This is a genomic window from Pseudomonas sp. LB3P93 (assembly GCF_054898025.1).
Genome location: NZ_CM142713.1, coordinates 1,089,400 through 1,112,872, shown reverse-complemented (window position 1 = coordinate 1,112,872; position 23,473 = coordinate 1,089,400). Strand labels below are relative to the sequence as shown.

Here is a 23,473-nt window from a genome sequence, read left to right as displayed (position 1 = left end):
CCTTGGTCGGGGTCACCGCCCCCGTAACTTCGTGTCACAATTTGCCATCGCACCCGAGAGCACCCCATGGACACTTTGCAAAACATGCGCGCCTTCAGTTACGTGGCCGAGGCCGGCAGCTTCACCGCCGCCGCCGTGCAACTGGACACCACCACGGCCAACGTCTCGCGCGCGGTCTCCAACCTGGAAGCCCACCTGCAAACCCGCCTGCTCAACCGCACCACCCGTCGCATCGCCCTGACCGAAGCCGGCAAGCGCTATCTATTGCGCTGCGAGCAGATCCTCGCCTACGTCGAAGAAGCCGAAGCCGAGGCCAGCGACGCCCATGCACGCCCGGCCGGGCAGCTCAAAGTGCACACCATGACCGGCATCGGTCAGCACTTCGTGATCGACGCCATCGCCCGCTATCGCAAGACCCACCCCGACGTCACCTTCGACCTGACCATGGCCAACCGCGTGCCGGACCTGCTCGACGAGGGCTACGACGTGTCCATCGTGCTCGCCAGCGAACTGCCGGACTCGGGCTTCGTCTCCCAGCGTCTGGGCATCACCTACAGCATCGTCTGCGCCTCGCCGGCCTATGTGAAAGCCAACGGCTGCGCGCACAAACCCAGCGACTTGCTCAACCACGCGTGCCTGCGCCTGGTGAGCCCGGTGATCCCGCTGGAGAAATGGACCTTCGACGGTCCCGAAGGCCAGGAAATGGTCACCATCAACAGCTCGCCGTTTTTGGTGAACTCGGCGGATGCGATGAAGACGGCAATCATCAGCGGCATGGGCGTCGGCGTGTTGCCGGTGTATGCGGCGATCGAAGGGTTGCGCAACGGTACGCTGGTGCGGGTGATGCCGAACTACCGCTCGCAGGAACTGAATCTGTATGCGATCTACCCGTCGCGCCAGTATCTGGATGCGAAGATCAAGACGTGGGTCGAGTACTTGCGTGGGTCGTTGCCGGAGATATTGGCGGCGCATCAGGCGGAATTGGTGGCGTATGAATTGAGTGGGAGTCTGGGTGGGGTTCGGGTGGCGAACTGATTTCACGGTCCTACAGACGCGGTGATTTTGGGGAATGTTTCCGACGGGTTCTGTCGGTTGTTGGGTCGGACGGGAAATGGGTAGGCTTTGTGGGTCGCTGGCATTTCAGCGATCGGGTCTGGAAAACCCGAAGAAGGATCACAGCACATGACATAATGCGGCGCTTTTTCAGCACCGCGATCTAAGTTATGGCGGCTGTACGTGGGAGACCTCCGGGTCTGCCGGGTTTGATCCTTTCTCGGTTTTTCCAGTCCGCGTACAGCTGCCACCCTTTCGTCTGGAAAACGAAAAGTGGCAGCTCCTCGACTCTAAGGATCTTTGCCAAATGATTAAAGAAACTCCGAATCCCCCGGAAACCGACGACGTTTCCCCCTACGAATCCCTCGATTCCAAAAAACTCAACGAAGCCGCCGAGCGCGCGTTGGATCACTACCTCAACCCCGCCGCCCTTCAATCCCCTGCCACCCGCAAACCCAGCACCATGTTTTTGATTGCACCGGACATCAAAGACGAAGACCTGTTGGCCCACACCTGCGAGTCGCTGGCCCAGGCCAGTGTGATGGCGAGTGATTTCGCCGACTATCTGGAAGGCCCGCACCGGCACAAGGCAATGGCCATTCAACAGATCGTCATGCTGGCCGAACTGGCGGCGAACCGGATGCTGGATAACGTCGCCGTACCAAAACCTTCGCCGCACAGCTGATTACTTGTAGGAGTGAGCCTGCTCGCGAAGGCGGTGTGTCATTCAACATTAATGTCGTCTGACACCCCGCCTTCGCGAGCAGGCTCACTCCTACAATTGAATTTGGTACATCAGCAAGTGACTGGTCGGCTGTCAGGCCGCCATCGCTGGCAAGCCAGCTCCCACAATGGAATTTTGTACATCCGCAAGATATTGGTCGGCTGTCAGGCCGTCTTCGCTGGCAAGCCAGCTCCCACAAGGGTTTGGTGGACACCTGCAATTGACTGGTCGACTGTCAGGCCGCCATCGCTGGCAAGCCAGCTCCCACATCGGATTGGGTTCATCAGCAAAATCCTGGTCGGCTGTCAGGCCGTCTTCGCTGGCAAGCCAGCTCCCACAAGGGTTTGGTGGACACCTGCAATTGACTGGTCGACTGTCAGGCCGCCATCGCTGGCAAGCCAGCTCCCACAATTGGATTGGGTTCATCAGCAAAATCCCGGTCGGCTGTCAGGCCGTCTTCGCTGGCAAGCCAGCTCCCACAAGGGTTTGGTGGACACCTGCAATTGACTGGTCGACTGTCAGGCCGCCATCGCTGGCAAGCCAGCTCCCACAATTGGATTGGGTTCATCAGCAAAATCCTGGTCGGCTGTCAGGCCGTCTTCGCTGGCAAGCCAGCTCCCACAAGGGTTTGGTGGACACCTGCAATTGACTGGTCGACTGTCAGGCCGCCATCGCTGGCAAGCCAGCTCCCACATCGGATTGGGTTCATCAGCAAAATCCTGGTCGGCTGTCAGGCCGTCTTCGCTGGCAAGCCAGCTCCCACAAGGGTTTGGTGGACACCTGCAATTGACTGGTCGACTGTCAGGCCGCCATCGCTGGCAAGCCAGCTCCCACAATTGGATTGGGTTCATCAGCAAAATCCTGGTCGGCTGTCAGGCCGTCTTCGCTGGCAAGCCAGCTCCCACAAGGGTTTGGTGGACACCTGCAATTGACTGGTCGACTGTCAGGCCGCCATCGCTGGCAAGCCAGCTCCCACAATTGGATTGGGTTCATCAGCAAAATCCTGGTCGGCTGTCAGGCCGTCTTCGCTGGCAAGCCAGCTCCCACAAGGGTTTGGTGGACACCTGCAATTGACTGGTCGACTGTCAGGCCGCCATCGCTGGCAAGCCAGCTCCCACAATGGAATTTTTTACATCCGCAAGATATTGGTCGGCTGTCAGGCCGTCTTCGCTGGCAAGCCAGCTCCCACAATTGAATCGGGTACATCAGCAAAATCTTGGTCGGCTGTCAGGTCGCCATCACGCCCTGAGCCTTTCCGTCAACGCGATTTTGCTGTGTTCAGCTCGCTGGTCAACGGCGAGCCGTGCCGGAGCAAGGCCTGTAAATAAACCTTTTCGTCGTACACGGTGCTGGTCTTCCAGCACCGATAAACGATCCGGATCCACTTGAACGCCAAGGCCCTGAGGGCGGCTTGGTAAGAGCAGCCTTTGGCCCTTTGCTGGCGATAATAAGCTTCTGCCCACACCGATTGATTGATGCTGTGTGCAGCCCACTCAACAAAGGTCTGGCGCAAAAAAGTTGCGCATTGATAGCGCCAATGAACGACTTTTTTCTTGCCGCTACGTTCGGTAACCGGTGCGATCCCGGCGTATCGCTGCATCGAACTGGCATCCTTGAAGCGATCTCGCTGCTCACCAAAAGCCACCATCAACCGTGGCGCAAGCTGCTGCCCCGCGCCGGGCAAGGCCTGGAAGAGGCGGTAGTCGGCCAGGGTATTGGCGGTTTTTTCGATCTCCCGATCAAAGTCTTTGATCGCCGTGATGACCCCTTTCAGTTGCGAGACCAGGGCCAGCACATACAGCGCTGAAGGACTGACCACGCCTGGATCTTCAGTCAACGGCATGGCTTTGGTGATCAACGCCAAACGCTGCTGATTGAGTTCAGCATGGCGAACATTATGCGCGTGAAGGAACTTCAAAACGCTGGCCGGCCGAGCGCGCTTAAGCACTTCAAATGTCGACCAGCGCGCCAAAAACTCACAGAAAACCAGCGTGTCATGGTCATGAAACAGCTCAAGAGCCAACGGATAATACTGTTTGAGCATGCAGACCAGACGGTTGCTGATCTTGACCCGGTCATCGACCAGCCCACGGCGATGTTCGGTCAGACTGGCGAGCGAACGCATGGCGGAGCTTTGCTGGACCAGTTGAGGAAACCGTTCTGGGTGATTCAGCAACAGCTCAAGCGCCCATTGAGCATCCGTTGGATCATCCTTGGCGCCACTGGGGACGAAGGTTTTACGGTGCCGGGCCAAGGTGCTCGGATTGATCGGAAAGATACAAAAAAACTCATATTTTTGCAGAGCCGCTATCAGTGGCCCTTTGTTCAGCTCCACGGCGACCGCGATCGGGCCACCGTAACGTTGATGCAGCGACTTGGCCCAGCGATCAATCGACTCGGGCTTGTGGTCGATGACCTCGAAACTCCGCTGAGCCTCTCCAGTTATCTGCAAACAGATGTCGTGCTTGGCATCTGCCCAATCAATTCCGATATAAGCAGTGAACCTCTGAGACAGGAGCGTTTGCATGGAACACCTCCACAGGCGCTAAAGTACATGCAGGGACATGCATGCTTGCGTCCAGCGAAGGCGATATAGAGAGCCGTGTCGGGCTTTCCCTGAGAATTCGTTAGAGGGCGCAAGCGCACCTGTGGGCTCGAAGGTGATGGCGTAATCATTGAGTGCTTCGCGAGCATATTCGTAGCCCGCAGGTGCATGTTCCTTCCTCGCCGACAGCGAACTTCCAGCGAAGTCAGTATGGAAGAGAAAGGAACGGACTACCTATATCGCGAGCAGGCTCGCTCCCACAATGGGACGGCGTACGCCTTCCGCTTCTAACCACTCAACAGGCCGAGCGTTAGCTCGCCAGCAGCTTTTGATCTTGATCCACCCGCCCCTTCGGGAGGCTGAGTGGAGGTGTTCATCCGGGGAGTGGCGCGCAGCGCCGTTCGACGCAGTCGAACACGCTGCATGTAGGTGCAGCGAAGCCAACCGGAGGGCAGTGTCCCCGGATGGATACCGGAGCGAAGGTACGCCGAGCCTAGGCGAGGGGCCGGACGCTTGGGGCGAGCGTTTTTTTGCTTACTTTTTTTAGGCGCTTGTAAAAAAAGTGAGTCGCCGTAAGGGCGAAACCGCCAGCCGCCGTTACCGCAGGAATGGATATGTACCCGGTCAACCACAACATGGTCGGCCCGAAGGCCGCCATCGCTGGCAGGCCAGCTCCCACAGATACCCGCGAACCCGAGCACTCGCACAACGCCGGAAAAGAATGTTAGCGTGCTTGGCATTCACCCAGCCCCGACGAGCCCTCCTCCCATGAAAAAGACCGTCCTCGCCTTCAGCCGCGTCACCCCGGAAATGGTCGAACAGCTGAAGCAAGACTTCGACGTCATCGTGCCCAACCCGAAAAACGGCGACATCAACGCCCAATTCAACGAAGCCCTGCCCCACGCCCACGGCCTCATTGGTGTCGGTCGCAAACTCGGCCGCGCGCAACTGGAAAACGCCGCCAGACTCGAAGTGGTTTCAAGCGTCTCCGTCGGCTACGACAACTACGACGTCGCTTACTTCAACGAACGCGGGATCATGCTGACCAACACGCCGGATGTCCTCACCGAAAGCACCGCCGACCTGGCCTTCGCCCTGCTCATGAGCAGCGCCCGCCGCGTCGCCGAACTCGATGCCTGGACCAAGGCCGGCCAGTGGCAAGCCACCGTCGGCGCACCGTTGTTTGGTTGTGATGTGCACGGCAAAACCCTGGGCATCGTCGGCATGGGCAACATCGGCGCGGCCATTGCCCGTCGCGGACGGCTGGGCTTCAACATGCCGATCCTCTACAGCGGCAACAGTCGCAAGACCGGGCTGGAGCAAGAGCTCGGCGCGCAGTTCCGCAGCCTCGATCAATTGCTGGCCGAAGCCGATTTCGTCTGCCTCGTCGTGCCGCTCAGCGAGAAAACCAGACACCTGATCAGCCACCGCGAACTGGCACTGATGAAACCAAGTGCCATCCTGATTAACATCGCCCGCGGTCCGGTCGTGGATGAACCCGCCCTGATCGAAGCCCTGCAAAACAACCGCATTCGCGGCGCCGGGCTGGACGTCTACGAGAAAGAACCGCTGGCCGAGTCGCCGTTGTTTCAATTGAAAAACGCGGTGACATTGCCGCATATCGGCTCCGCTACCCATGAAACCCGCGAGGCCATGGCCAACCGTGCATTGGATAACCTGCGCAGCGCACTGCTGGGCGAGCGGCCGCAAGATCTAGTCAACCCGCAAGTCTGGAAAGGCTAACTTAAAACGGGCAGACACTTCTAAAGTATCTGCCCGCTTTTTTACACAACTTGCAATTCAGTCAACAAACTAAAATCAATTAAGCGCGATACACTCCCCACTACTTATCCGACCCGTCGGAAAACAGTGATGGAGCACACTCAACTTGAATAGCCTTAGCACCGACAAAATCATTAGACACAGCAAGTTTTTACTAATGGCATACATCAGCTTTTTTGGCTTGCTGGTAATGTACAGCAACTTCACCGACTACTCATCAAACTATGAATACGTTGGTCACGTCCTGAGCATGGACACCACCCGGGAAAACATTAACCTAAACTACCGGGCAATCACCTCGCCCATGCTCCACCACCGGATCTACTGGTTCATTATTACCCTGGAAGTTATCTATACAGCCTTTTGCCTGGTAGGTGCCTATCACCTATACCGAAACATAAACGCGCCTGCCGAAAAGTTTCATGAGGCTAAAAAGTTTTCAATAATCGGATTATTGATCGCCATCTTTGTCTATTACGTTTGTCTGCAAGTGATCGGCGTCGAATGGTTCAACATGGATGAATCGCAAGTATGGAACGCGAAGGACTGGGCCCGGCATATTGTCGATTTCATATTTCCGCTGCTGATATTCGTCGCCCTCAGGACCGAGCGCTAAGTGCGCTTGGGCCCAAGTGTTTCAAGCAAGCTTGCCATTGCCTTGGGCCATCGGCACCTTGGGTTTGCGGAACACCAGCACGTTACCCAACATCACCAACACCAACCCCACTAATGCCGGCGCGGTCCATTGATAGCCTTCGGCAAATGCCGAGACATTCAATGCCACGACCGGGAACAGCACGGTGCAATAGGCCGCACGCTCCGGGCCCATGCGCCCGACCAGCGTCAAGTAAGCGGTGAATCCGATGACCGAACCCGGAATCACCAGGTACAGCAGCGAACCGATGTAGCGCGTATTCCATTCCATGTCGAACGGGATGCCCTTGATCAGGCACCACACCGACAACATCGCGGCGCCATACGCCATGCCCCAGGCATTGGTGGTCAGCGGCTTCAAACCGGCCTTCTGTTGCAGGCTCGAGAGCATGTTGCCGGCCGAGAAACACAGGGTGCCGAGCAGCGCCAGGCCCAACCCGAGCAGGGTTTCTGGGCTGGCGGTGTGGCCGGCCAGTTCCGGCCAGAACAACAGGCCAAGCCCGGACAGGCCCAACGCACCGCCCATCAATACGTTGCGGGCGATTTTCTGGCCGAAGAATACGCGTGCGTTAAGCGCGTTCCACAGGGTGGCGGTGGAGAACACCACGGCGACCAGGCCGCTGGGAATCCACTGACTGGCGGTCAGGAAACACATGAAGTTGACGCAGAACAGGCACAAGCCCTGTGCCAGGCAGATCAAATGCCCGCGACGGTTCATCACTTGCAGGCGTCGACTGAGCAGCAACAGGACGAACAGCACCAGCGCAGCCAGGCCGAAGCGATAGACGATCGACACGGGAATGGCCACCACCCCCAGCTGCCATTTCAAGGCAATCCAGGTGGTGCCCCAGATCAGCACGGTCAGCAAATACAACGAAAGGTTCATGGCGACAGCTCCGGGATGGGCAATGCAGTTCACTTTGTGGCGAGCGAGCTTGCTCGCGCTGGGCTGCGTAGCGGCCCCAAATCCTGGAAAATTTCCCCAGTTTTGTGAGTGCTGCGCACTCAAGCGGGAGCAAGCTCCCTCGCCACAGTGCATTGCCTGATTAGGGATCCAGTGTGCTGCGCCAAGTGTGGGCACACTTGCATAAACTTGCGCTTTTGTCGTGGCAGAGGCTGGCAGCGCAAGGTCTACGGAGTAGGATGCAAGGCGTTAGAGAGAAGCGATCATGCCCGCACTGGAAACACTGCAAGTCTTTCAAGCCCTCAACCGCTCGCCCAATGCTCGCCTGGAGCACAGCGCCGAGCTCGGTGACGGCATGGCCGCAGCCTTGTGGAGCAACCATCACGATGCGCAAGACTACGAGGCGCCGAGCCATCACACGCTGTCGTGCTACATCGCCGGCGGCACCGGCACCTTCCGCCGCGACCAGCCCGGCACCAAGGGCGGCCCGGACAAGCTGTGCATTCTGCCGGCCGAGCATCAATCGGGCTGGGTGATCAACGGCGACATTCGCCTGGCCCACGTGTATTTCAGCCCCGAGCAATTCGCCCTCGGCTGCGTCACGCTGCTGGACCGCGAGCCTCGCGAATTGCAGTTGCGCGAAGCCACCTTCCTTGACGATCCGGCGCAAGCCCGGCGCTTTCGGCAGATGCTCACCCTTAACTGGAACGAACCCGGCGAACGCCTGCTCACCAGCAGCCTGGCCCATGAAATGCTCACCCACGTGTTGCTCGGTCAGGTCGGGATGCGTGAGGGCTTGCGGCTCAAGGGTGGACTGGCGGCGCATCAGCGGCGGCAGTTAGTGGAATTCATCGACAATCAATTGGCCGAGGCGATCAGCCTTGGGCAATTGGCGGCGTTGTGTGCGCTGTCGGAGTATCACTTTGCGCGGATGTTTCGCGAGAGCTTTGGCTTGCCGCCGCATCAGTATGTGTTGGCTCGCCGTATGAGCCGGGCGCGGGAGTTGTTGCGTACGACGTCGCAGCCGTTGGGGGAGATTGCGCTGGCGTGCGGGTTTGCCAGTGCGAGTCATTTCACCAATCGGTTTCGGCAGGTATTGGGCGGGACGCCTGGGGAGTATCGGCAAGCATTTCGCTAGAAGCCACTTGAGCCATAAATAGTTTTCTTATTGCGAGATGTTATTAACACTCACTCCTACCTGTCAGATCTGACAGTAGATAAATAGCTACCGAAGGCGGACTATTTTTAACTCTATCTATGGAGAGATAAAAATGTCTTCAGGCAACTACACGATTGACCACGAGCTTTTAAACAATGGCCCCTTTGCTTCCGGCACTGTGAAAGCAACGATTGAAAGTCGCCCCGACTTTGAAAGCACCCGCATTATCTTCAGGCGGATTGCTACAGACTTCATCCAAATCATAGGATTAATGGGGGGTGGCAGCAGACACTGGGAGTTCATAGTCAAGGACAACATCACACTCGGCGAATATGATATTAAAAACCCGATAATCAACAACGTCGTGTACGTTCAACAAATCACACATGATCCCGAATACGACCACGTCTTTTTGTCTGAAAGTGGAAAAGTGACAGTCACCGAGGTTGATTTTCCGAAGGGCATACTTAAATTCAACTTCGACGTCATCTTATGGCAGCCAGATTATCCCGGCCCGAGGACTAAAGCGGGCGGTACGGTTGATGTTTCGGGAATGCAACAAACACCACCTGCATCCACCTCTAAGTTGTGATCGACGCCCTTGTCGCCAAAACGACAAGGGCTACTCGAGTTTTCAAATTACCCGCACCAGACATCAGAACTCCAACGTACTCGACAACGAAATCTGCCGTGAATCCCCCATCGACACAAAGAACCGGCTCGCCGCCGAGGTGTAGTAGGTGCGGTCAAACAGGTTCTTCACGTTGAGCTGAAACTTGACCTTCTGCCCTTCGACCTTGGTGTCGTAGGTGGCGAAGGCATCGGCCACGGTGTAGCTCGGCAGGTCGAAATCGTTGACGGCGTTACCCGCTCGCTCGCCGACATAACGTGCCCCCGCGCCGACCCGTAATTGATCGCCGCCGATGATGGTGCCGAAGTCGTAGACCGCCGACAGCGAGCCGCTGTTCTTCGCGACGTTTTGCAGTTTTTTGCCCTTGTAGTCCGGGTCTTCGGTGACTTCGGCGTCGGTGTAGGCATAGCTGCCGATCATGCTCCAGCGGTCGCTGAGCTGGCCGCTCAAATCCACTTCCAGTCCACGGGAACGCACTTCGCCGGCGGCGCTGTAAATCGTCACCGGGCCTTCGGAGTTGGCCACCAGCACGTTGCGTTTCTTGATGTCGAACAGCGCGACGTTACCGGTCACGCGTCCCGGCATATCGAGCTTGGCGCCGACTTCCCAGGACTTGGCTTCTTCCGGCGCAACGCTGCCGTCGAGCACGGTGCTGCTGCCGCTCAACGGTGCGATGGTCGAGTTGGGTTTGAACGATTCGGTGTAGCTGCCGTAGAACGACAGCTCATCGGTGAAGCGATAGACCAGACCGGCGCGGGGCACCCATTTCTGGCCGTTGCTGTCGGTGTTGGCCTTGAACGGCACGCCTTTGCCGGCGTACTGGTCGTATTCCTGGAAGCGTGCGCCCGCGACGAAAATCCATTGATCGGTGAGGTGAATCGAGTCCTGCAGGAAGATCGAATCGCTGCGCAGCTCATCAGTCTGCGCACTGTCGGCCGGGCTGACAGTGGTGCCGGCGACTTCGCGGCCATAGACCGGGTTGACGTAGCTGAAGGTGTTCAGGCTTCTCTGGCGGATCAGGTCTTCGCGGTAGATCTTGCGGTATTCGTCATCGACGCCGAACACCAGGTCGTGTTGCATGCCCAAAACGTTCACCTTGCCTTCGAGGCTGGCGGTGGTGAAACGGTCAGTGCTGATGGCGTTCTGGGTGCCGTCCATGCTGCGGGTCAGCGTGCCCCGTCGGGTGTCGATGGCGGTGACGCGCACTTGGCTGGCGTCGTAGGTTTCACGGTTCCAGCTGTAGCCAAAGTGGGCGTTCCAGTTGTCGTTGAGCTCGTGATCGGCCTCGAAGTGGTACAGGTCCGAACGGCCTTCCATGTTGTTGAAAGGCTCGTCCAAGCGCTCATTGCGCGAGATATCCAACGGGTGATTGGTGCGCGGATCGATGACAGTGCCACGGTCGAACGGGGTCAGGAACTCACGGTGTTCGTAGGAGAACAACAGCGTGGTGCTTTCGCCGAACCAGGCCAGCGACGGCGCCACCAGCGTCTCGCGGTGGGTGCCGAAGTTGCGCCAGTAATCTTCATCTTCGTGGTCCAGCACCATACGGTAAGCGAAACCAGAGTCACCGAGTGCACCGGTGCTGTCGAGGCCGCCGCCACTGCCGTTTTTACCGTCGCCGTAGGTCGAACCGCGCAGCGTCAGGGCGTTGTATTGCTCAAGCTCGGGTTTCTTGCTGACCATGTTGACCACGCCGCCCGGGTCCTGGATGCCGTAAAGCAAGGATGCCGGGCCCTTGAGGACTTCGACCCGGTCCACGGTTGCATTCATGCCGCGGCCCTGCACGATCGGCATGCCGTCGCGCATGATCGAGCCGTTGCGGTTGTCGCCGAAACCGCGGGTCATCACCGAATCCTGGGTGCTCGCCAGCGTGTTGCCCTGGGTGATGCCGCTGACGTTGGCCAGTGAGTCATCCAGATTGCGCGGTGCCTGATCGCGAATGACCTGGGCCGGGATGATGTTGACTGTCTGCGGGATTTCCTGGAGCAAGGCCGACGAGCGCATCACCGAACTGGTGGGCGGCGGCTGATAACTCATGGATTGATCGGCCACCGAGTTGATCGTCGTGGTGCCCAGATTCAACGTGCCGGCGGTGGGCACCGGTTCAAGCACCAGCGTGTGGGCATCGCTACGGCGGAAGGTGAAGCCCGAACCGCTGAGCAAACGCTGCAGGGCTTGCTCGGCGCTCAACTGGCCATTGATCGCTGGGGCAATGAGACCGTACGGCGCTTCATCGGTGTAGACCACGCTGATGCCGGTGACCCGGCTGAAGTCGCTCAAGGCCTGGGGCAGCGGTTTGGCAGCGATAGCGAAGCTGAACTGCGTGCGCTGCTGCGTGTTGGCAGCCTCAGCGGCCGATGCGACGCTTGATGGCAGTAACGCCAACGCCGACATGCCCAGTGCAGAAGCACCCAACCACTGTTTGACCGAACCCGATTTTGCCCTGGACTTCATTGCTCAATGACCTGTGTAGAACCTACGGGATGCGAATGACTCGCAGTTTCAGTCACTACACGGATGGGGGTCGGGTTTACCTCATCAAAATTCTGAAAATAATTTTTTGCCTTGGGAGATGTGGTGCCTGATCTGCCGTCATCGCGGGCAAGCCCGGCTCCCACAGGGATTGAAGTTGGACCCACATTTCTGTGATCAACACCTATCCCTGTGGGAGCCGGGCTTGCCCGCGATGAGGCCAGTTGCCTCAACGCAAAATAATCAGATGCCCCATCAGACTGGTCTGCTCAAACCCCAACACCCCCTGCAACGAACCCAACACCGCCTGCGGGTCCTTGCTCGGAAAACTGCCACTCACTCGCCGCGCCGCCAGTTCATCATTGAGCAACACAATCCGCCCCGGATAGTAACGCCCCAAGTCCTGCACCACATCGGCCAGCGTGGCCTTGTAGTAATTGAGCCAACCCTGACGCCAGGCCAGCTGCGCTTCGCTGTCCACCGCGTGCAGCTTTTGCGCCGCGCCTTCGCCATATGCCACTTGCTGACCGGCGGTGAGAATCTGCTGCTCGGCGTGCTTGTCCGCAATCACGCCGACCCGTCCGGACAACACCGTGACTTGCGCGCCATGGGGTTGCAGGCGCACTTCGAACTGCGTGCCGAGCACCCGCGCCTGACCCTTTTCAGCGTCGACCACAAACGGATCGCCCGTGTGGGTCACACTGAAAAATCCGGCACCGCGACGCAGCTGGACGTGGCGCTCACCGCGACTGAAATCCACGGCGATGGCGCTGTCGGCATCCAGCGTGACTTGCGACTGATCGGCCAACGTCACGGTGCGAATTTCTCCCGGCGCGGACACATAGTCGGCCCCCAGATCATCGATCCAGCGCGTCGGCTGCCAACCTGCGCCGAGGCCGATCATCAACACCAGGCACGCGGCCATGGCCAGCGCGCCAGACCAGCGCCGCACGCTGGAGCGACGAGAACGGTTCATGGCATTGAGGTAACCCTGCAAGGCAAACGCCTCTTCATCGGCCAGGGTTCGCGCCGGCCCTTCGCTCAATTCCCACACCACTTGCGCCTGGGCGTAAGCCTCGGCGTGGGCGGGATCGGCCTGCAACCAGCGACTGAAGGTGAGTTGATCGCCGCTGCTGGGTTGATCGTGCAGCAGGCTCAACCAGGCGAGTGCAGCCTGCTCCTGAGCGGGCGTCGGGGTGACGCGGTCGAGTGGGTTCACGGTGCTTTCCCTGGCGTGCGCGTTGGCGGTTCCCGCAGGCTGGCCTTGCAGGCATCGAGGGCGCGCATCATATGTTTTTCCACGGCGCTTTGGGACAGGCCCATGGCCTTGGCGATCTCGGCGTATTTGCGCCCGTGGATCCGGTTGAGCAGAAAGATTTGCCGGGTGCGCTCAGGCAACGCGCGCAACGCCGCTTCGACATGACGCAGGTCGTTACCCGCCTCCAGCGCCGCTTGTGGTTCGCTGCCCTGGCTGTCCGGCTGATCCGGCATCCAGCCTTCGTTGACCCGCACCCGCGTGCCTTCACTGCGCAAATGGTCGATGGCGATGTTGCCGGCGCAACGCAGCAGGTAAGTGCTGAGTTCTTCGACCTGCACAAGCGGACGCCGCCAGAAACGCAGGAACAAGTCCTGCACCAGATCAGCGGCGGTCGCCCGGCAGCCGACACGCCTGCTCACCAGTGCTTCCATCTGCGAGCGCTGGGACAGGAACACCTGGAGGAAATGCGCGCGGGCGCCTCCATGTTCGTCGTCGCGGGATTCCGGGGGATTAGTGACCATCACTGCGCAAACACGGCGACGGGGCTGGCGAGTACGCTCAACCCGGCCAACGCCAGGGCCAGGCGGGGGCGATACGGCATCAACAACACCAGCAGCAAAGCGCTGAGCATCAACACCGCAAACCATTCCACCAACCCGAGACCCCAACCGGTTTTCGACACCGCCGCCCATAACGAAACCGCCAGCATCAACCAGCCGCTCAGCTTGAACGTTTTGCGCCGTCGAGCCGACGACTTGCGCCCCAGCAGTTCGGCGTGATGCCGATCCATCGATAAACACAGCGCGGTGAAACCGCCGTAGCAGAGCAACAGGGCCAACAACATTCAGTTCACCTTCTGCTCAAGCGTGATCGGTCGGGCTCGTTCTTTGGCAACGCGAACGCTCTGCCCGGCGCGCTGCATTTTCCATGCAGCCCAGGCTAGAAACAGGCCGCTGCCCAGGCACGTCAAATCGAACCCGGCGAGTGTCCAGTCACCCTGCGCCAGCGTCACGCCCAAGTGGTACGGCGTGGTCAGTGCGTTCAATAGCGGCACGCCACAGAACAACACCGCGGCCACGGTCAGTTGCTCGACCCACGCCACGCGGCCTCGGCGCACCACCGCATGAATCACGCTCAAGCCCCAGACGATGAAGAAGCTGTTCACTTCCCAATCCGCCCTGGTGGCCATCTCGACCGGCAGCAACCGATTGGCCCAGAAGAACGCCGCCACCGCGACCACCAGCCCGGACATGCTGGCAATGTTCAGCACTTCCACCAACCGCAGCTCGAAGGGCATCACGCCGCTTTTCGCATGTTTGAGCTGGCGCTTGCCGAGCCAGATCACCAGCCCGGTACCAATCATCGCCGTGCTCGCCAAACCGCAAATGAAGTACAGCCAGCGCAGCACGGGGCTGGCGAAATGTCCCATGTGCAAACCATAGAAACTGCCGGCGATGGCCATCGGCAGCGGTTGCTGCGGCGTGGCGCTGAGTTGCTGGCCGGTCACGCCATTGAAGGTCACCGCGCTGCTGGCGTCATAAATCACGCGGTCGGCGTCGTCCCTTGAGACAACAATCGAGGCATTTGCATCCCCCGGATTGTTCACCGATAAACGTTCCGCCCGACCGCCCGACCACTGCGCACGCGCCCGCTCCAACAGCGGCGCCATCGGCGCGAGTTCAGCCGGTTTGCCGGCAAGCTCGGGGGTGCCGGAGGCCGGGAACACCTCCGCGTAAAACGTGCGGGCATCACCCTTGTACGAGGCCAGGATGCTCGCCGGCATCACCATCGCCATGAAAATCACCAGGCTGCTGTAAGTGATCATCAGGTGAAACGGCAACACCAGAACGCCCACCGCATTGTGCCCGTCCAGCCAGGAACGCTGGCCTTTGCGGGGGCGGAAGGTGAAGAAGTCCTTGAAGATTTTCTTGTGGGTGATGATCCCGGTGATCAGGCCGATGAACATCACCATGGCCGCGATGGTCGACAACCAGCGGCCCCACGGATAGGGCATTTGCAGCTGGAAGTGGAAGCGATAAAAGAAGTCGCCGCCCATGGATTCGCGGCCCTGCACTTCGCTGCCGGTTTGCGCGTCGAGGAGTTTTTCGGTGAATCGCCCACGCTCGCCGGGTTTGGCCGGCGACTGCTGCCAGCGCACCGACAGGCCTGGCTCTCGGGCACTCGGCAAATCGATCAGCCAGCGTGAGGCACCCGGTGCGTGTTGCTGAAGGTAGTTTTGCGCAAGCGTCAGACTGGCTTCGGAGGTCACCGAACGCGCCGGGATTTCAGGCTGCATCCAGTGACTGATCTCGTCCTTGAAATAGGCGAGCGTGCCGGTCAGGAATATCGCAAACAGCAACCAGCCGAAGATCAACCCGGCCCAGGTGTGCAACCAGGCCATCGCCTGACGAAATCCCTCTTTCATGCGTGGCCCATCCAATACGCCACACCGGATACCGCCGCCAGTACCAGGCCCGGCACAATCAGCCCGAACCAGGCCTGCCACGCGCTGCGGCAGGCAAAACACCAGAGCACTGCGACCAGATAGACCAGAAACGAGGTCATCATCCCGGTCACCACCGCTTCAGCCCGGGCCATCGGCAGCCATAAGCTCAGGCTGACGCTGGCCAGCGCCGCGACGATGTAGCCGCCCAACACCGCGGCCAGCACGCGCGAAGTGACGGCCAATCGATAAGAAACGGGGAGCGTGCTGATTTTGCCTTTCATGTTTCGACCTTGAAACCGGGTGAGGCCGCGTGAAGGTCACGGGGCCAGCAAGCGCGCAATATTAATGATAAATATTCTCATACGCAAAACAGATCCGATTGCCGGGGGGCGTTGCACACCCCTACAATGCGAACAATTCTTGTTCTCTAACGTATCCGTTTGTGTCGGAGTGGTTCTGTTGCAGCCCGCCAATCCCGTCGAAGTCCTCTATCACGCCCACCACAACTGGCTCACCGGTTGGTTGCGGCGCAGGCTTGGCTGCCCGGACAGCGCGGCTGACCTGGCTCAGGACACGTTCATTCGCGTGCTCACCGCGCGGGAAACCCCGCAGATCATCGAGCCGCGAGCATTCCTCACCACGATCGCCAAACGCGTGCTGTTCAACCATTACCGTCGTCAGGATCTGGAACACGCCTACGCCGAAGCACTGGCGCAGCTGCCTGAGGTCTACGCGCCGTCCGAGGAAGAGCGGGCAATCATCCTGCAAACCCTGATGGAGCTGGACCAGTTGCTGGACGGTTTGCCGCGACTCGTCAAACGCGCCTTTCTGCTGGCGCAGGTCGATGGCCTGACTTATCCACAGATCGCGGCCGAACTGGGGATTTCCATCGCCACGGTCAAACGCCATTTGAGTAAAGCAGCCATGCGCTGCTACTTCGCCCTATGAACGGCACTCCGGATTTTTCTTCCCAAGTCGCCGAGCAGGCGGTGCACTGGCTGATGGAAATGCAGCAAGGCCCGCTGAACCCGCGTCAGCAACAAGCCTGGCAGCAATGGCACGATGCGCACAGCGAACATCAACGGGCGTGGGAACATATGCAGCGGGTCAATCAGCGACTCCGCGCTTTGTCCTCACCGCTGGCCCACGCGGCGCTCAATGCACCGAAATCCGCCAGCCGACGTCAGGCGCTGAAACTGTTGCTGATTCTTGGCGCCGGTTCTGCGCTCACCTGGGGCCTGCGCGAACACAACGTGCTGCCGCCGCTGCTCGCTGATTACCGCAGCCCCATCGGTCAACGGCGCAAGGTGTCGCTCGGCGCAGGTAGTCAGTTGCAGCTCAATACCGCGAGTTCAGCGGATGTGCGGTTGGAGGGCCAGCAACGGCTGATCCGTTTGCTGGAGGGCGAACTGCTGTTGACCGCCACCCAGGCATATCAGGTGCAGACCGCGCACGGTGTTTTGACCACCCAAGGTGGGCGATTGAACGTGCGGCAGTTTGCTGATCGGACGCAGGTGGCGGTGTTCGAGGGCAGCGTCGAGTTGACCTCGGACGGTGGGACGCCGCTGGTACTGCCAGCCGCCCAGCAGTTGGGTTTCGGCCCGCGAGGCGTGGGCAAACCGCTGCCGCTGGACGCCAACAGCGGAGCCTGGGCCGACGGCATGCTGGTGGCCGCGCACATGCGCCTCGGGGATTTTCTCGACGAGCTCGGGCGTTATCGTCGCGGTCAGCTTAAGTGCGATGCGAAGGTGGCGGATTTGTTGATCTCCGGGACGTATCCGCTGGAGGACAGCGAGCGGATTCTTGATCTGCTGGAAATCAGCTTGCCGGTGAAGGTGAAGCGCTTTACGCGGTATTGGGTGACGGTCGAGGCGAAGGTGTAATTCTGGAGCGCGACACAATACCTGTGGCGAGGGAGCTTGCTCCCGCTGGGCTGCGAAGCGGCCCCAAATTTACGACTGCTGCGCAGCCGAACGGGAGCAAGCTCCCTCGCCACAAAAGCCAGCCAGTGTCAGCCCAGCAAAAAAGTTTTCATCCAGCGTGAGCCGTTTTTCAGATCTGGCGTGACAGAGAAGGAAAGCCCCCTTGATTCCACCTTCTCAGGATCGTCGTCCATGCACCCCACCCGCCTCACTCCGCTGGCCCGCACCTTGCGCCAACTCTTGCTGGGCGCCAGCCTGAGCTTCGGCGTGCTGCCCCTCGCACTCGCCGCCGATGCCAAGCCTTACCACATCGCACCGTCCTCGCTGGAAAACGCCCTCAACCAGTTCGGCCGTGAAGCCGGCGTGTTGATTACCTTTGGTTCGCAAGTCACCCGCGGTGTGCAGAGTCGTGGCCTGGAAGGCAACTTCACCCCTTCGCAGGGCTTGAACGCTTTGCTCGAAGGCACCGGCCTGCAAGCTCGCGCCGAGGGCGACAATGCCTTCAGCCTGCAACCGGCGGGCGACACCGCGCTGGAGCTGGACACCTCGAAAGTGGTCGGCGACTGGCTCGGCGATGCGGCGCAAATCAACGTCTTCGAGCATCCCGGCGCACGGGATGTGATTCGTCGCGAGGAGTTCGAGCGACAAGGCGCGACCCAAGCCAAGGACGTGCTCAATCGCATTCCCGGCGTGAACGCGCCGGACAACAACGGCACCGGCAGCCATGACATGGCGCTGAACTTCGGCATTCGCGGCCTCAATCCGCGCCTGGCATCCCGCTCGACCGTGTTGATGGATGGCATCCCGGTGCCCTTCGCGCCCTATGGCCAGCCGCAGCTGTCATTCGCCCCGGTGAGCATCGGCAACATGGATGCGGTGGACGTGGTGCGCGGCGGAGGCGCGGTGCGTTACGGCCCGCAAAACGTCGGCGGCGTGGTCAACTTCGTGACCCGTGCGATTCCCGATGAGCCGACCGTGAAAGGCGGTTTCCAGACCGAGACCAGCCCATCCTCCAGTCACGACGGCTTCAAAACCACCGGCAACTTGCTGGCTGGCGGCACGGCCGACAACGGTCTGGGCGGCGCGCTGTTGTATTCCGGCACCCGTGGCGGCGATTGGCGTGAACATAGCGACACTGAAATCGACGACCTGATTCTCAAGGGCAAGTATCAGCTCGATGATGCCAACAGCTTCAACGCGATGGCTCAGTATTACGAAGGCAAGGCGGACATGCCCGGCGGTCTGAACGTTGCCGATTACGACGCCGATCCGTACCAGTCGACCCGCCCGAAAGACCAGTTCTGGGGTCGCCGGACCATGTTCAACTTCGGCTATCGCTATCAGGAAGATCGCCGCGAATTCACCGCCAACACCTTCTTCACCAAAACCCTGCGCAGCGGTTATCTGGATCAGGGCACATTCCTGTCACTGTCGCCGCGCGAGTATTGGGTGCGTGGTCTGGAAACCCGTTTCGCCCAAGGCTTTGACCTCGGCCCGACCAGCCATGAAGTCGGCGTCGGCTATCGCTACATCAACGAAGCCGGCCACGAACTGCGCTATCGCGAGCCGATCGCCAGCAATACCTTCCCGACCACCAACAGCCGCAATGACCGCGACACCCGTGGGGGCACGGAGGCCAACGCATTCTTCGTCGACGACCGTATCGACATCGGCAAGTGGACGATCACCCCAGGCATTCGCTACGAGATGATCGATTCGCAGCAGACCAACAACCTGACGAACGTGAAGTACAAGGGCGACTACAACACCGCACTGCCGGCGCTGAACGTGCTCTATCACGTGACTGACTCCTGGAATCTCTACGCCAACACCGAAGGCTCGTTCGGCAGCGTGCAGTACAGCCAGATGCCAAACCGGGTGACCAGCGGCGAAGTCAAACCGGAAAAGGCGCGGACCTGGGAGCTGGGCACTCGCTACGACAACGGTGCGCTGAGAGCCGAGATCGGTGCATTCCTGATCAACTTCGACAACCAATACGAAAGTAATCAGACCAACGATTCGGTGATCGCCCGCGGCGAGACGCGTCATCGAGGCATTGAAAGCAGCATCAATTATTCACTCGATGATTTGAGCCCGTCGCTGGCAGGCTTCGATGTGTACGCCACTTACGCCTATGTGGACGCAACCATCCGCGAAGACGGGCCGAACAAGGGCAATCGTGTGCCGTTCTCCTCCAAACACAAAGGCACGATCGGGGTGGGTTACACCGAAGGCGCCTGGAAGCTGAACCTGGACAGCAGCTACCAGAGCGACCAGTTTGCCGACAACGCCAACACCTCGGCAGAAAGCGCTGACGGCAGCACGGGAAAGATTCCCGGGTACATGCTGTTCAGTAGCCGTGCGGCCTATGACTTCGGGCCGAAATTGCAGGATTTGACTGTGGCGGTGGGGGTGAAGAACATCTTCAACCACCAGTACTTCACCCGGTCGTTTGATGACAACAACAAGGGCAAGTACGTGGGGGAACCGCGGACGGTTTATGTGCAGACATCCGTGGCGTTTTGATTACTGCCGACATTCATTGAGTTTGCCGTAGCCCCTGTGGCGAGGGAGCTTGCTCCCGCTCGGCTGCGAATCAGTCGCAGACCGGCTGACATGGTTTGCCTGATAAAACTCGGTTGCAGGTTTTGGGACTGCTCCGCAGTCCAGCGGGAGCAAGCTCCCTCGCCACAGGTAATCGTAGAGCCAGCGGATTTGGTGAACAGTACAAACAAGAACGGGCCTGCATCAGCAGGCCCGTCTTCAGTGGGAAGGTAGAAAGTGAATCAGGCTTCAGCCGTTTTGTGCAGCCTGTTCGTTCTCGAGAAACTCGTCTTCCAGCAGCTTGTCAGCGGTGGCCCTTTCGAACGGCACCACAGCGGCACGTGGTTTGCCCCGCAGTTTGCCGAACAGATGCTCAAGCGCGTGTTCAAGTTTTTCCGCCGCACCGTCGATGGCTTGCTCCAGGGTGTCGGCTTTATGAGTGACAGAAATCGGTTGGTGGCCTTTTGGCCGCGCTTCCAGCTGGCAGCGCATGTCATGGGGACCTGGCTTGTCGCCGTTTTCGTCCCTCAGATGAACCTCGACGCGTGTCAGGTCCTCTTCATAACGTTCAAGCGTGCTCTCAATGGTAGTACGTACCCACTCCTCCAGTCGGATGCTGCTTTGAATATGGTTATCGCTGTTGACTTGGATTTGCATAGTTCATCCCTTATTTCAGCTAGCTTGCGAGAGGCACATCGGCTAGCCCTTGGGCGTCATCACCGTGACCTCTTACTTACACAATCGGTCTGCGCGCAGAACATTTCAACCCCTAAAAAAAGATAAATATGGATTCGCAAAAAAAGTCGGACAACCGCCAAAAGCGCTGTTAAGGTCGGGAGTTGGATCGCCCCTCTCTTCAGTCACAATTGCTCACATCTGCCGCTCCGCCAGTGGGTGCAGACTCCGGAAAACCCCCGCCTCTTCTACCAGCCAGTCATGCACCGCCCGCACGCCCGGATGGCTCAGTGCGCCGGGCGCATAGAGCAGCACGTATCGCTTGTGATTGGGCACCGCCAGGCCGAACGGCACGATCAACGTCCCCCGCTCCAACTCATCGTTGAGCAACGTTCGCCGCGCAATCGCCACCCCCATGCCAGCAATCGCCGCTTCAATGGTCAGGTGATTGCGATTGAAGGTGTGTCCGCGCCGCACGTCGGCGCCTTCGAAGCCGATAGCGTTGAGGTAGAACTCCCATTCCGCGTACTCGTAACTGCCGCGCCAGGCGGTGATGTCGTGCAGCAGCGGAAAGTGCACCAAGTCCGCCGGACCGTGCAGCGGTGGACGCCCGCGCAACAGGCTCGGGGCGCAGACCGGGAAGATCTGCTCGTCCAACAGGGTTGTGGATAACAATCCGGGATAACTGCCGTCATTCAGGTCGATCGCCAGGTCGAAATCACCCTCGTGCAACGGCACGCTGCTGTCCTCGGCCACCAGGCGCAATTGAATGTCCGGAAAGCGCTGCTGCAAGCGCGGCAGGCGTGGGGTCAGCCACTTGCTCAGGAACGATGGAATCGAACGCACCCGTAGAATCCCGCTGATCATTCCCGCGTCCAGTCGTCGCAATTCTGCGTCGATGCTGCCGTAAGCCTCGTTGACCGTAATGGCCAGTCGCTGGCCTTCGGCGCTCAATTCCACACCGCGAGCGCGGCGGTGGAAAAGTCGAAAACCCAACCGTTCTTCCAGTTGGCGGATTTGCTGGCTGACGGCACCCGGCGTGATGTGCAGCTCTTCAGCGCAACGGGTGAACGACAAGTGCCGCGCGGCACAGGAAAACACGTGCAGCCAGACGTAAGTCTGGGCATGCAATTGGCGACTCATTGTTTAGTCCTGCTAAAGGCTGTCTTAGGAAGTTTCGTTGGTCACGTAGGACCGAGGTAGGCAGTATCGCCGACATTGCGCTTGTCCTACAAAAATGGCAGCGATTTCTCTTCCATTGCTTGTATAGGCTTTAGCATGGCTATCAGTGTTTTCGATCTCTTCAAAGTTGGCATCGGTCCGTCCAGCTCCCACACCGTCGGCCCGATGCGCGCCGCGGCGACTTTCGCCCAGGCACTGATGGAACAGGGTTTGCTCGACGCCGTCCGTCGGGTAGAAATCCGCCTCTACGGCTCCCTCTCTGCCACCGGCGTCGGCCACGCCACTGATCGAGCCTGCGTCATGGGCCTGATGGGCGAATGGCCAGACAGCATCGATCCGACCACCATCGATAGCCGAATCCAGACCCTGCGCGAAACCGGCGAACTGCCTCTAGCCGGCCAAAAGACCATCGCCTTCAACTGGCAACGCGATCTCCTGCTGCTCGACGAGAGCCTGCCTTACCACCCTAACGCCATGTCCCTGACAGCCTTCGGCGAAACCGGAGAACTGTCGGAGCAAACGTACTACTCGATTGGCGGCGGTTTCATCATCGAAGCGGCGGAAGCCGAGTCCGGCATCGCGCCGGCCAGCGACGTGGTGCTGCCGTACGATTTTTCCAGTGCCGCCGAACTGCTCAAACTCTGCAACCAGCACGGTCTGCGCGTTTCCGAGTTGATGATGGCCAACGAACTGGCCTGGCGCAGCGAAGCCGAGATCCGTCAGGGTTTGCTGCACATCTGGTCGGTGATGCGCGAGTGCGTCGAGCAAGGCATGCGCCACGAAGGCATCCTGCCGGGCGGGCTGAATGTTCCCCGTCGAGCTGCGAAACTGCACCGCAGCCTGTTGGAAATCGGCAAACCGAATGTCATCACTTCCACGTTGTCGGCCATGGAGTGGGTCAACCTGTTTGCCCTCGCCGTGAACGAAGAAAACGCCGCAGGCGGGCGCATGGTGACGGCGCCGACCAACGGCGCGGCCGGAATAATTCCGGCGGTGCTGCACTACTACATGAAATTCAACCCGGACGCGTCGGATGATGACGTTGTCGCGTTCTTTTTGGGCGCTGCGGCCGTAGGAATCCTCTGCAAGAAAAACGCGTCCATCTCCGGTGCCGAAGTCGGCTGCCAGGGTGAAGTCGGCTCCGCCTGCGCCATGGCCGCTGCCGGTCTGGCCGACATACTCGGTGCCACGCCCGAGCAACTGGAAAACGCCGCCGAAATCGGCCTGGAACACAACCTCGGCCTGACCTGCGACCCGGTCGGCGGCCTGGTGCAAGTGCCGTGTATCGAACGCAACGCTATCGCCGCCGTGAAGGCGATCAATGCCACGCAAATGGCCCTGCGCGGTGACGGCAAACACTTCATCTCCCTGGACCGGGTGATCCGCACCATGCGCGATACCGGCGCCGACATGCACGACAAATACAAAGAGACTTCACGGGGCGGCCTGGCTGTCAGCTGGGTGGAGTGCTGAGGAGCATTCCCTGACCGCCCGCAACACGTGAGCCCGAGCAAGAACAATA

At 59.6% G+C, this 23,473-nt stretch carries 20 protein-coding genes; 10 read left to right on the top strand and 10 right to left on the bottom strand.

All coding sequences use genetic code 11. The features are described 5' to 3' along the window. Positions 1 to 66: 66 nt before the first annotated feature. Together ACYZT8_RS04785 and ACYZT8_RS04780 are read left to right on the top strand one after the other, a co-directional pair. On the top strand, positions 67 to 1,035 hold the full coding sequence (locus ACYZT8_RS04785; RefSeq protein WP_010463147.1) for a LysR family transcriptional regulator: 969 nt from the start codon (positions 67 to 69) through the stop codon (positions 1,033 to 1,035). A gap of 325 nt (positions 1,036 to 1,360) precedes the next feature. After that, positions 1,361 to 1,738 (top strand): DUF6124 family protein, encoded by a 378-nt coding sequence (locus tag ACYZT8_RS04780; RefSeq protein WP_461979643.1) that lies wholly within the window; start codon positions 1,361 to 1,363, stop codon positions 1,736 to 1,738. A gap of 1,297 nt (positions 1,739 to 3,035) precedes the next feature. Here ACYZT8_RS04780 and ACYZT8_RS04775 read toward each other — a convergent pair. Continuing rightward, positions 3,036 to 4,304 (bottom strand): IS110 family RNA-guided transposase, encoded by a 1,269-nt coding sequence (locus ACYZT8_RS04775; protein WP_461973989.1) that lies wholly within the window; start codon positions 4,302 to 4,304, stop codon positions 3,036 to 3,038. 786 nt (positions 4,305 to 5,090) lie between these two features. Here ACYZT8_RS04775 and ACYZT8_RS04770 point away from each other — a divergent pair. Together ACYZT8_RS04770 and ACYZT8_RS04765 are read left to right on the top strand one after the other, a co-directional pair. Further along, on the top strand, positions 5,091 to 6,065 hold the full coding sequence (locus tag ACYZT8_RS04770; RefSeq protein ID WP_461979641.1) for a 2-hydroxyacid dehydrogenase: 975 nt from the start codon (positions 5,091 to 5,093) through the stop codon (positions 6,063 to 6,065). 145 nt (positions 6,066 to 6,210) lie between these two features. Next, complete coding sequence (locus tag ACYZT8_RS04765) at positions 6,211 to 6,720, top strand: DUF2165 family protein (protein ID WP_461979639.1); 510 nt, start codon at positions 6,211 to 6,213, stop codon at positions 6,718 to 6,720. A 21-nt stretch (positions 6,721 to 6,741) separates the two neighbouring features. Here the strand turns inward: ACYZT8_RS04765 and ACYZT8_RS04760 are convergent, their stop codons facing one another. Beyond that, positions 6,742 to 7,644 (bottom strand): DMT family transporter, encoded by a 903-nt coding sequence (locus ACYZT8_RS04760; RefSeq protein WP_461979637.1) that lies wholly within the window; start codon positions 7,642 to 7,644, stop codon positions 6,742 to 6,744. Between the two features lie 283 nt (positions 7,645 to 7,927). Here ACYZT8_RS04760 and ACYZT8_RS04755 point away from each other — a divergent pair, with 283 nt between their 5' ends. Both ACYZT8_RS04755 and ACYZT8_RS04750 read left to right on the top strand, forming a co-directional pair. Continuing rightward, positions 7,928 to 8,800 carry a helix-turn-helix domain-containing protein gene (locus ACYZT8_RS04755; RefSeq protein WP_461979635.1) on the top strand — a complete coding sequence of 291 codons (873 nt, stop codon included), beginning with the start codon at positions 7,928 to 7,930 and terminating at the stop codon, positions 8,798 to 8,800. Between the two features lie 133 nt (positions 8,801 to 8,933). Continuing rightward, positions 8,934 to 9,413: a hypothetical protein gene (locus ACYZT8_RS04750; RefSeq protein ID WP_461979633.1), complete on the top strand. Its 480-nt coding sequence runs from the start codon at positions 8,934 to 8,936 to the stop codon at positions 9,411 to 9,413. 63 nt (positions 9,414 to 9,476) lie between these two features. Here ACYZT8_RS04750 and ACYZT8_RS04745 read toward each other — a convergent pair whose 3' ends face one another. From ACYZT8_RS04745 to ACYZT8_RS04720, 6 genes are all read right to left on the bottom strand, one after another. Further along, a complete protein-coding gene (locus tag ACYZT8_RS04745; protein ID WP_461979631.1) occupies positions 9,477 to 11,906 on the bottom strand; it encodes a TonB-dependent siderophore receptor in 2,430 nt (809 codons plus the stop codon). Between the two features lie 247 nt (positions 11,907 to 12,153). Further along, on the bottom strand, positions 12,154 to 13,143 hold the full coding sequence (locus ACYZT8_RS04740) for a FecR family protein (protein WP_461979629.1): 990 nt from the start codon (positions 13,141 to 13,143) through the stop codon (positions 12,154 to 12,156). Continuing rightward, positions 13,140 to 13,703, bottom strand: coding sequence for an RNA polymerase sigma factor (locus ACYZT8_RS04735; RefSeq protein ID WP_461979627.1), 564 nt, complete (start codon positions 13,701 to 13,703; stop codon positions 13,140 to 13,142). The genes ACYZT8_RS04740 and ACYZT8_RS04735 overlap by 4 nt, the downstream gene beginning before the upstream one ends. Beyond that, the gene (locus ACYZT8_RS04730; RefSeq protein WP_461979625.1) at positions 13,703 to 14,026 is read right to left on the bottom strand and encodes a DUF3325 domain-containing protein; all 324 of its coding nucleotides are present in this window, start codon (positions 14,024 to 14,026) and stop codon (positions 13,703 to 13,705) included. The genes ACYZT8_RS04735 and ACYZT8_RS04730 overlap by 1 nt, the downstream gene beginning before the upstream one ends. Further along, positions 14,027 to 15,607 carry a PepSY-associated TM helix domain-containing protein gene (locus ACYZT8_RS04725; RefSeq protein WP_461979623.1) on the bottom strand — a complete coding sequence of 527 codons (1,581 nt, stop codon included), beginning with the start codon at positions 15,605 to 15,607 and terminating at the stop codon, positions 14,027 to 14,029. Then, positions 15,604 to 15,909, bottom strand: coding sequence for a DUF3649 domain-containing protein (locus ACYZT8_RS04720; RefSeq protein ID WP_461979621.1), 306 nt, complete (start codon positions 15,907 to 15,909; stop codon positions 15,604 to 15,606). The genes ACYZT8_RS04725 and ACYZT8_RS04720 overlap by 4 nt, the downstream gene beginning before the upstream one ends. Before the next feature lie 178 nt (positions 15,910 to 16,087). Here ACYZT8_RS04720 and ACYZT8_RS04715 point away from each other — a divergent pair, with 178 nt between their 5' ends. The 3 genes from ACYZT8_RS04715 (at position 16,088) to fecA (ending at position 20,076) form a co-directional block, all read left to right on the top strand. Next, entirely contained in the window at positions 16,088 to 16,576 is a 489-nt protein-coding gene (locus ACYZT8_RS04715; protein ID WP_461979619.1) for a sigma-70 family RNA polymerase sigma factor, read from the top strand. After that, positions 16,573 to 17,511 carry a FecR domain-containing protein gene (locus tag ACYZT8_RS04710; RefSeq protein ID WP_461979617.1) on the top strand — a complete coding sequence of 313 codons (939 nt, stop codon included), beginning with the start codon at positions 16,573 to 16,575 and terminating at the stop codon, positions 17,509 to 17,511. The genes ACYZT8_RS04715 and ACYZT8_RS04710 overlap by 4 nt, the downstream gene beginning before the upstream one ends. A gap of 231 nt (positions 17,512 to 17,742) precedes the next feature. Then, positions 17,743 to 20,076: a TonB-dependent Fe(3+) dicitrate receptor FecA gene (fecA, locus tag ACYZT8_RS04705; RefSeq protein WP_461979615.1), complete on the top strand. Its 2,334-nt coding sequence runs from the start codon at positions 17,743 to 17,745 to the stop codon at positions 20,074 to 20,076. Between the two features lie 267 nt (positions 20,077 to 20,343). On the opposite strand, the gene ACYZT8_RS04700 is transcribed toward fecA, so the two are convergent. Beyond that, positions 20,344 to 20,751, bottom strand: coding sequence for an HPF/RaiA family ribosome-associated protein (locus ACYZT8_RS04700; protein WP_461979613.1), 408 nt, complete (start codon positions 20,749 to 20,751; stop codon positions 20,344 to 20,346). A 213-nt stretch (positions 20,752 to 20,964) separates the two neighbouring features. Beyond that, the gene (locus ACYZT8_RS04695) at positions 20,965 to 21,912 is read right to left on the bottom strand and encodes a LysR substrate-binding domain-containing protein (RefSeq protein ID WP_461979611.1); all 948 of its coding nucleotides are present in this window, start codon (positions 21,910 to 21,912) and stop codon (positions 20,965 to 20,967) included. Positions 21,913 to 22,047: 135 nt separating this feature from the next. Here ACYZT8_RS04695 and ACYZT8_RS04690 point away from each other — a divergent pair, with 135 nt between their 5' ends. Continuing rightward, positions 22,048 to 23,424, top strand: a complete 1,377-nt coding sequence (locus tag ACYZT8_RS04690; protein WP_461979609.1) for an L-serine ammonia-lyase — start codon at positions 22,048 to 22,050, stop codon at positions 23,422 to 23,424. Positions 23,425 to 23,473 lie beyond the last annotated feature (49 nt).

Bases quoted from the DNA above. Each gene is read 5' to 3' on its own strand.
- ACYZT8_RS04785 (WP_010463147.1), top strand. From the start codon at position 67: ATGGACACTTTGCAAAACATGCGCGCCTTCAGTTACGTGGCCGAGGCC.
- ACYZT8_RS04780 (WP_461979643.1), top strand. From the start codon at position 1,361: ATGATTAAAGAAACTCCGAATCCCCCGGAAACCGACGACGTTTCCCCC.
- ACYZT8_RS04775 (WP_461973989.1), bottom strand. From the start codon at position 4,304: ATGCAAACGCTCCTGTCTCAGAGGTTCACTGCTTATATCGGAATTGAT.
- ACYZT8_RS04770 (WP_461979641.1), top strand. From the start codon at position 5,091: ATGAAAAAGACCGTCCTCGCCTTCAGCCGCGTCACCCCGGAAATGGTC.
- ACYZT8_RS04760 (WP_461979637.1), bottom strand. From the start codon at position 7,644: ATGAACCTTTCGTTGTATTTGCTGACCGTGCTGATCTGGGGCACCACC.
- ACYZT8_RS04755 (WP_461979635.1), top strand. From the start codon at position 7,928: ATGCCCGCACTGGAAACACTGCAAGTCTTTCAAGCCCTCAACCGCTCG.
- ACYZT8_RS04750 (WP_461979633.1), top strand. From the start codon at position 8,934: ATGTCTTCAGGCAACTACACGATTGACCACGAGCTTTTAAACAATGGC.
- ACYZT8_RS04745 (WP_461979631.1), bottom strand. From the start codon at position 11,906: ATGAAGTCCAGGGCAAAATCGGGTTCGGTCAAACAGTGGTTGGGTGCT.
- ACYZT8_RS04735 (WP_461979627.1), bottom strand. From the start codon at position 13,703: ATGGTCACTAATCCCCCGGAATCCCGCGACGACGAACATGGAGGCGCC.
- ACYZT8_RS04730 (WP_461979625.1), bottom strand. From the start codon at position 14,026: ATGTTGTTGGCCCTGTTGCTCTGCTACGGCGGTTTCACCGCGCTGTGT.
- ACYZT8_RS04725 (WP_461979623.1), bottom strand. From the start codon at position 15,607: ATGAAAGAGGGATTTCGTCAGGCGATGGCCTGGTTGCACACCTGGGCC.
- ACYZT8_RS04720 (WP_461979621.1), bottom strand. From the start codon at position 15,909: ATGAAAGGCAAAATCAGCACGCTCCCCGTTTCTTATCGATTGGCCGTC.
- ACYZT8_RS04710 (WP_461979617.1), top strand. From the start codon at position 16,573: ATGAACGGCACTCCGGATTTTTCTTCCCAAGTCGCCGAGCAGGCGGTG.
- fecA (WP_461979615.1), top strand. From the start codon at position 17,743: ATGCACCCCACCCGCCTCACTCCGCTGGCCCGCACCTTGCGCCAACTC.
- ACYZT8_RS04700 (WP_461979613.1), bottom strand. From the start codon at position 20,751: ATGCAAATCCAAGTCAACAGCGATAACCATATTCAAAGCAGCATCCGA.
- ACYZT8_RS04695 (WP_461979611.1), bottom strand. From the start codon at position 21,912: ATGAGTCGCCAATTGCATGCCCAGACTTACGTCTGGCTGCACGTGTTT.
- ACYZT8_RS04690 (WP_461979609.1), top strand. From the start codon at position 22,048: ATGGCTATCAGTGTTTTCGATCTCTTCAAAGTTGGCATCGGTCCGTCC.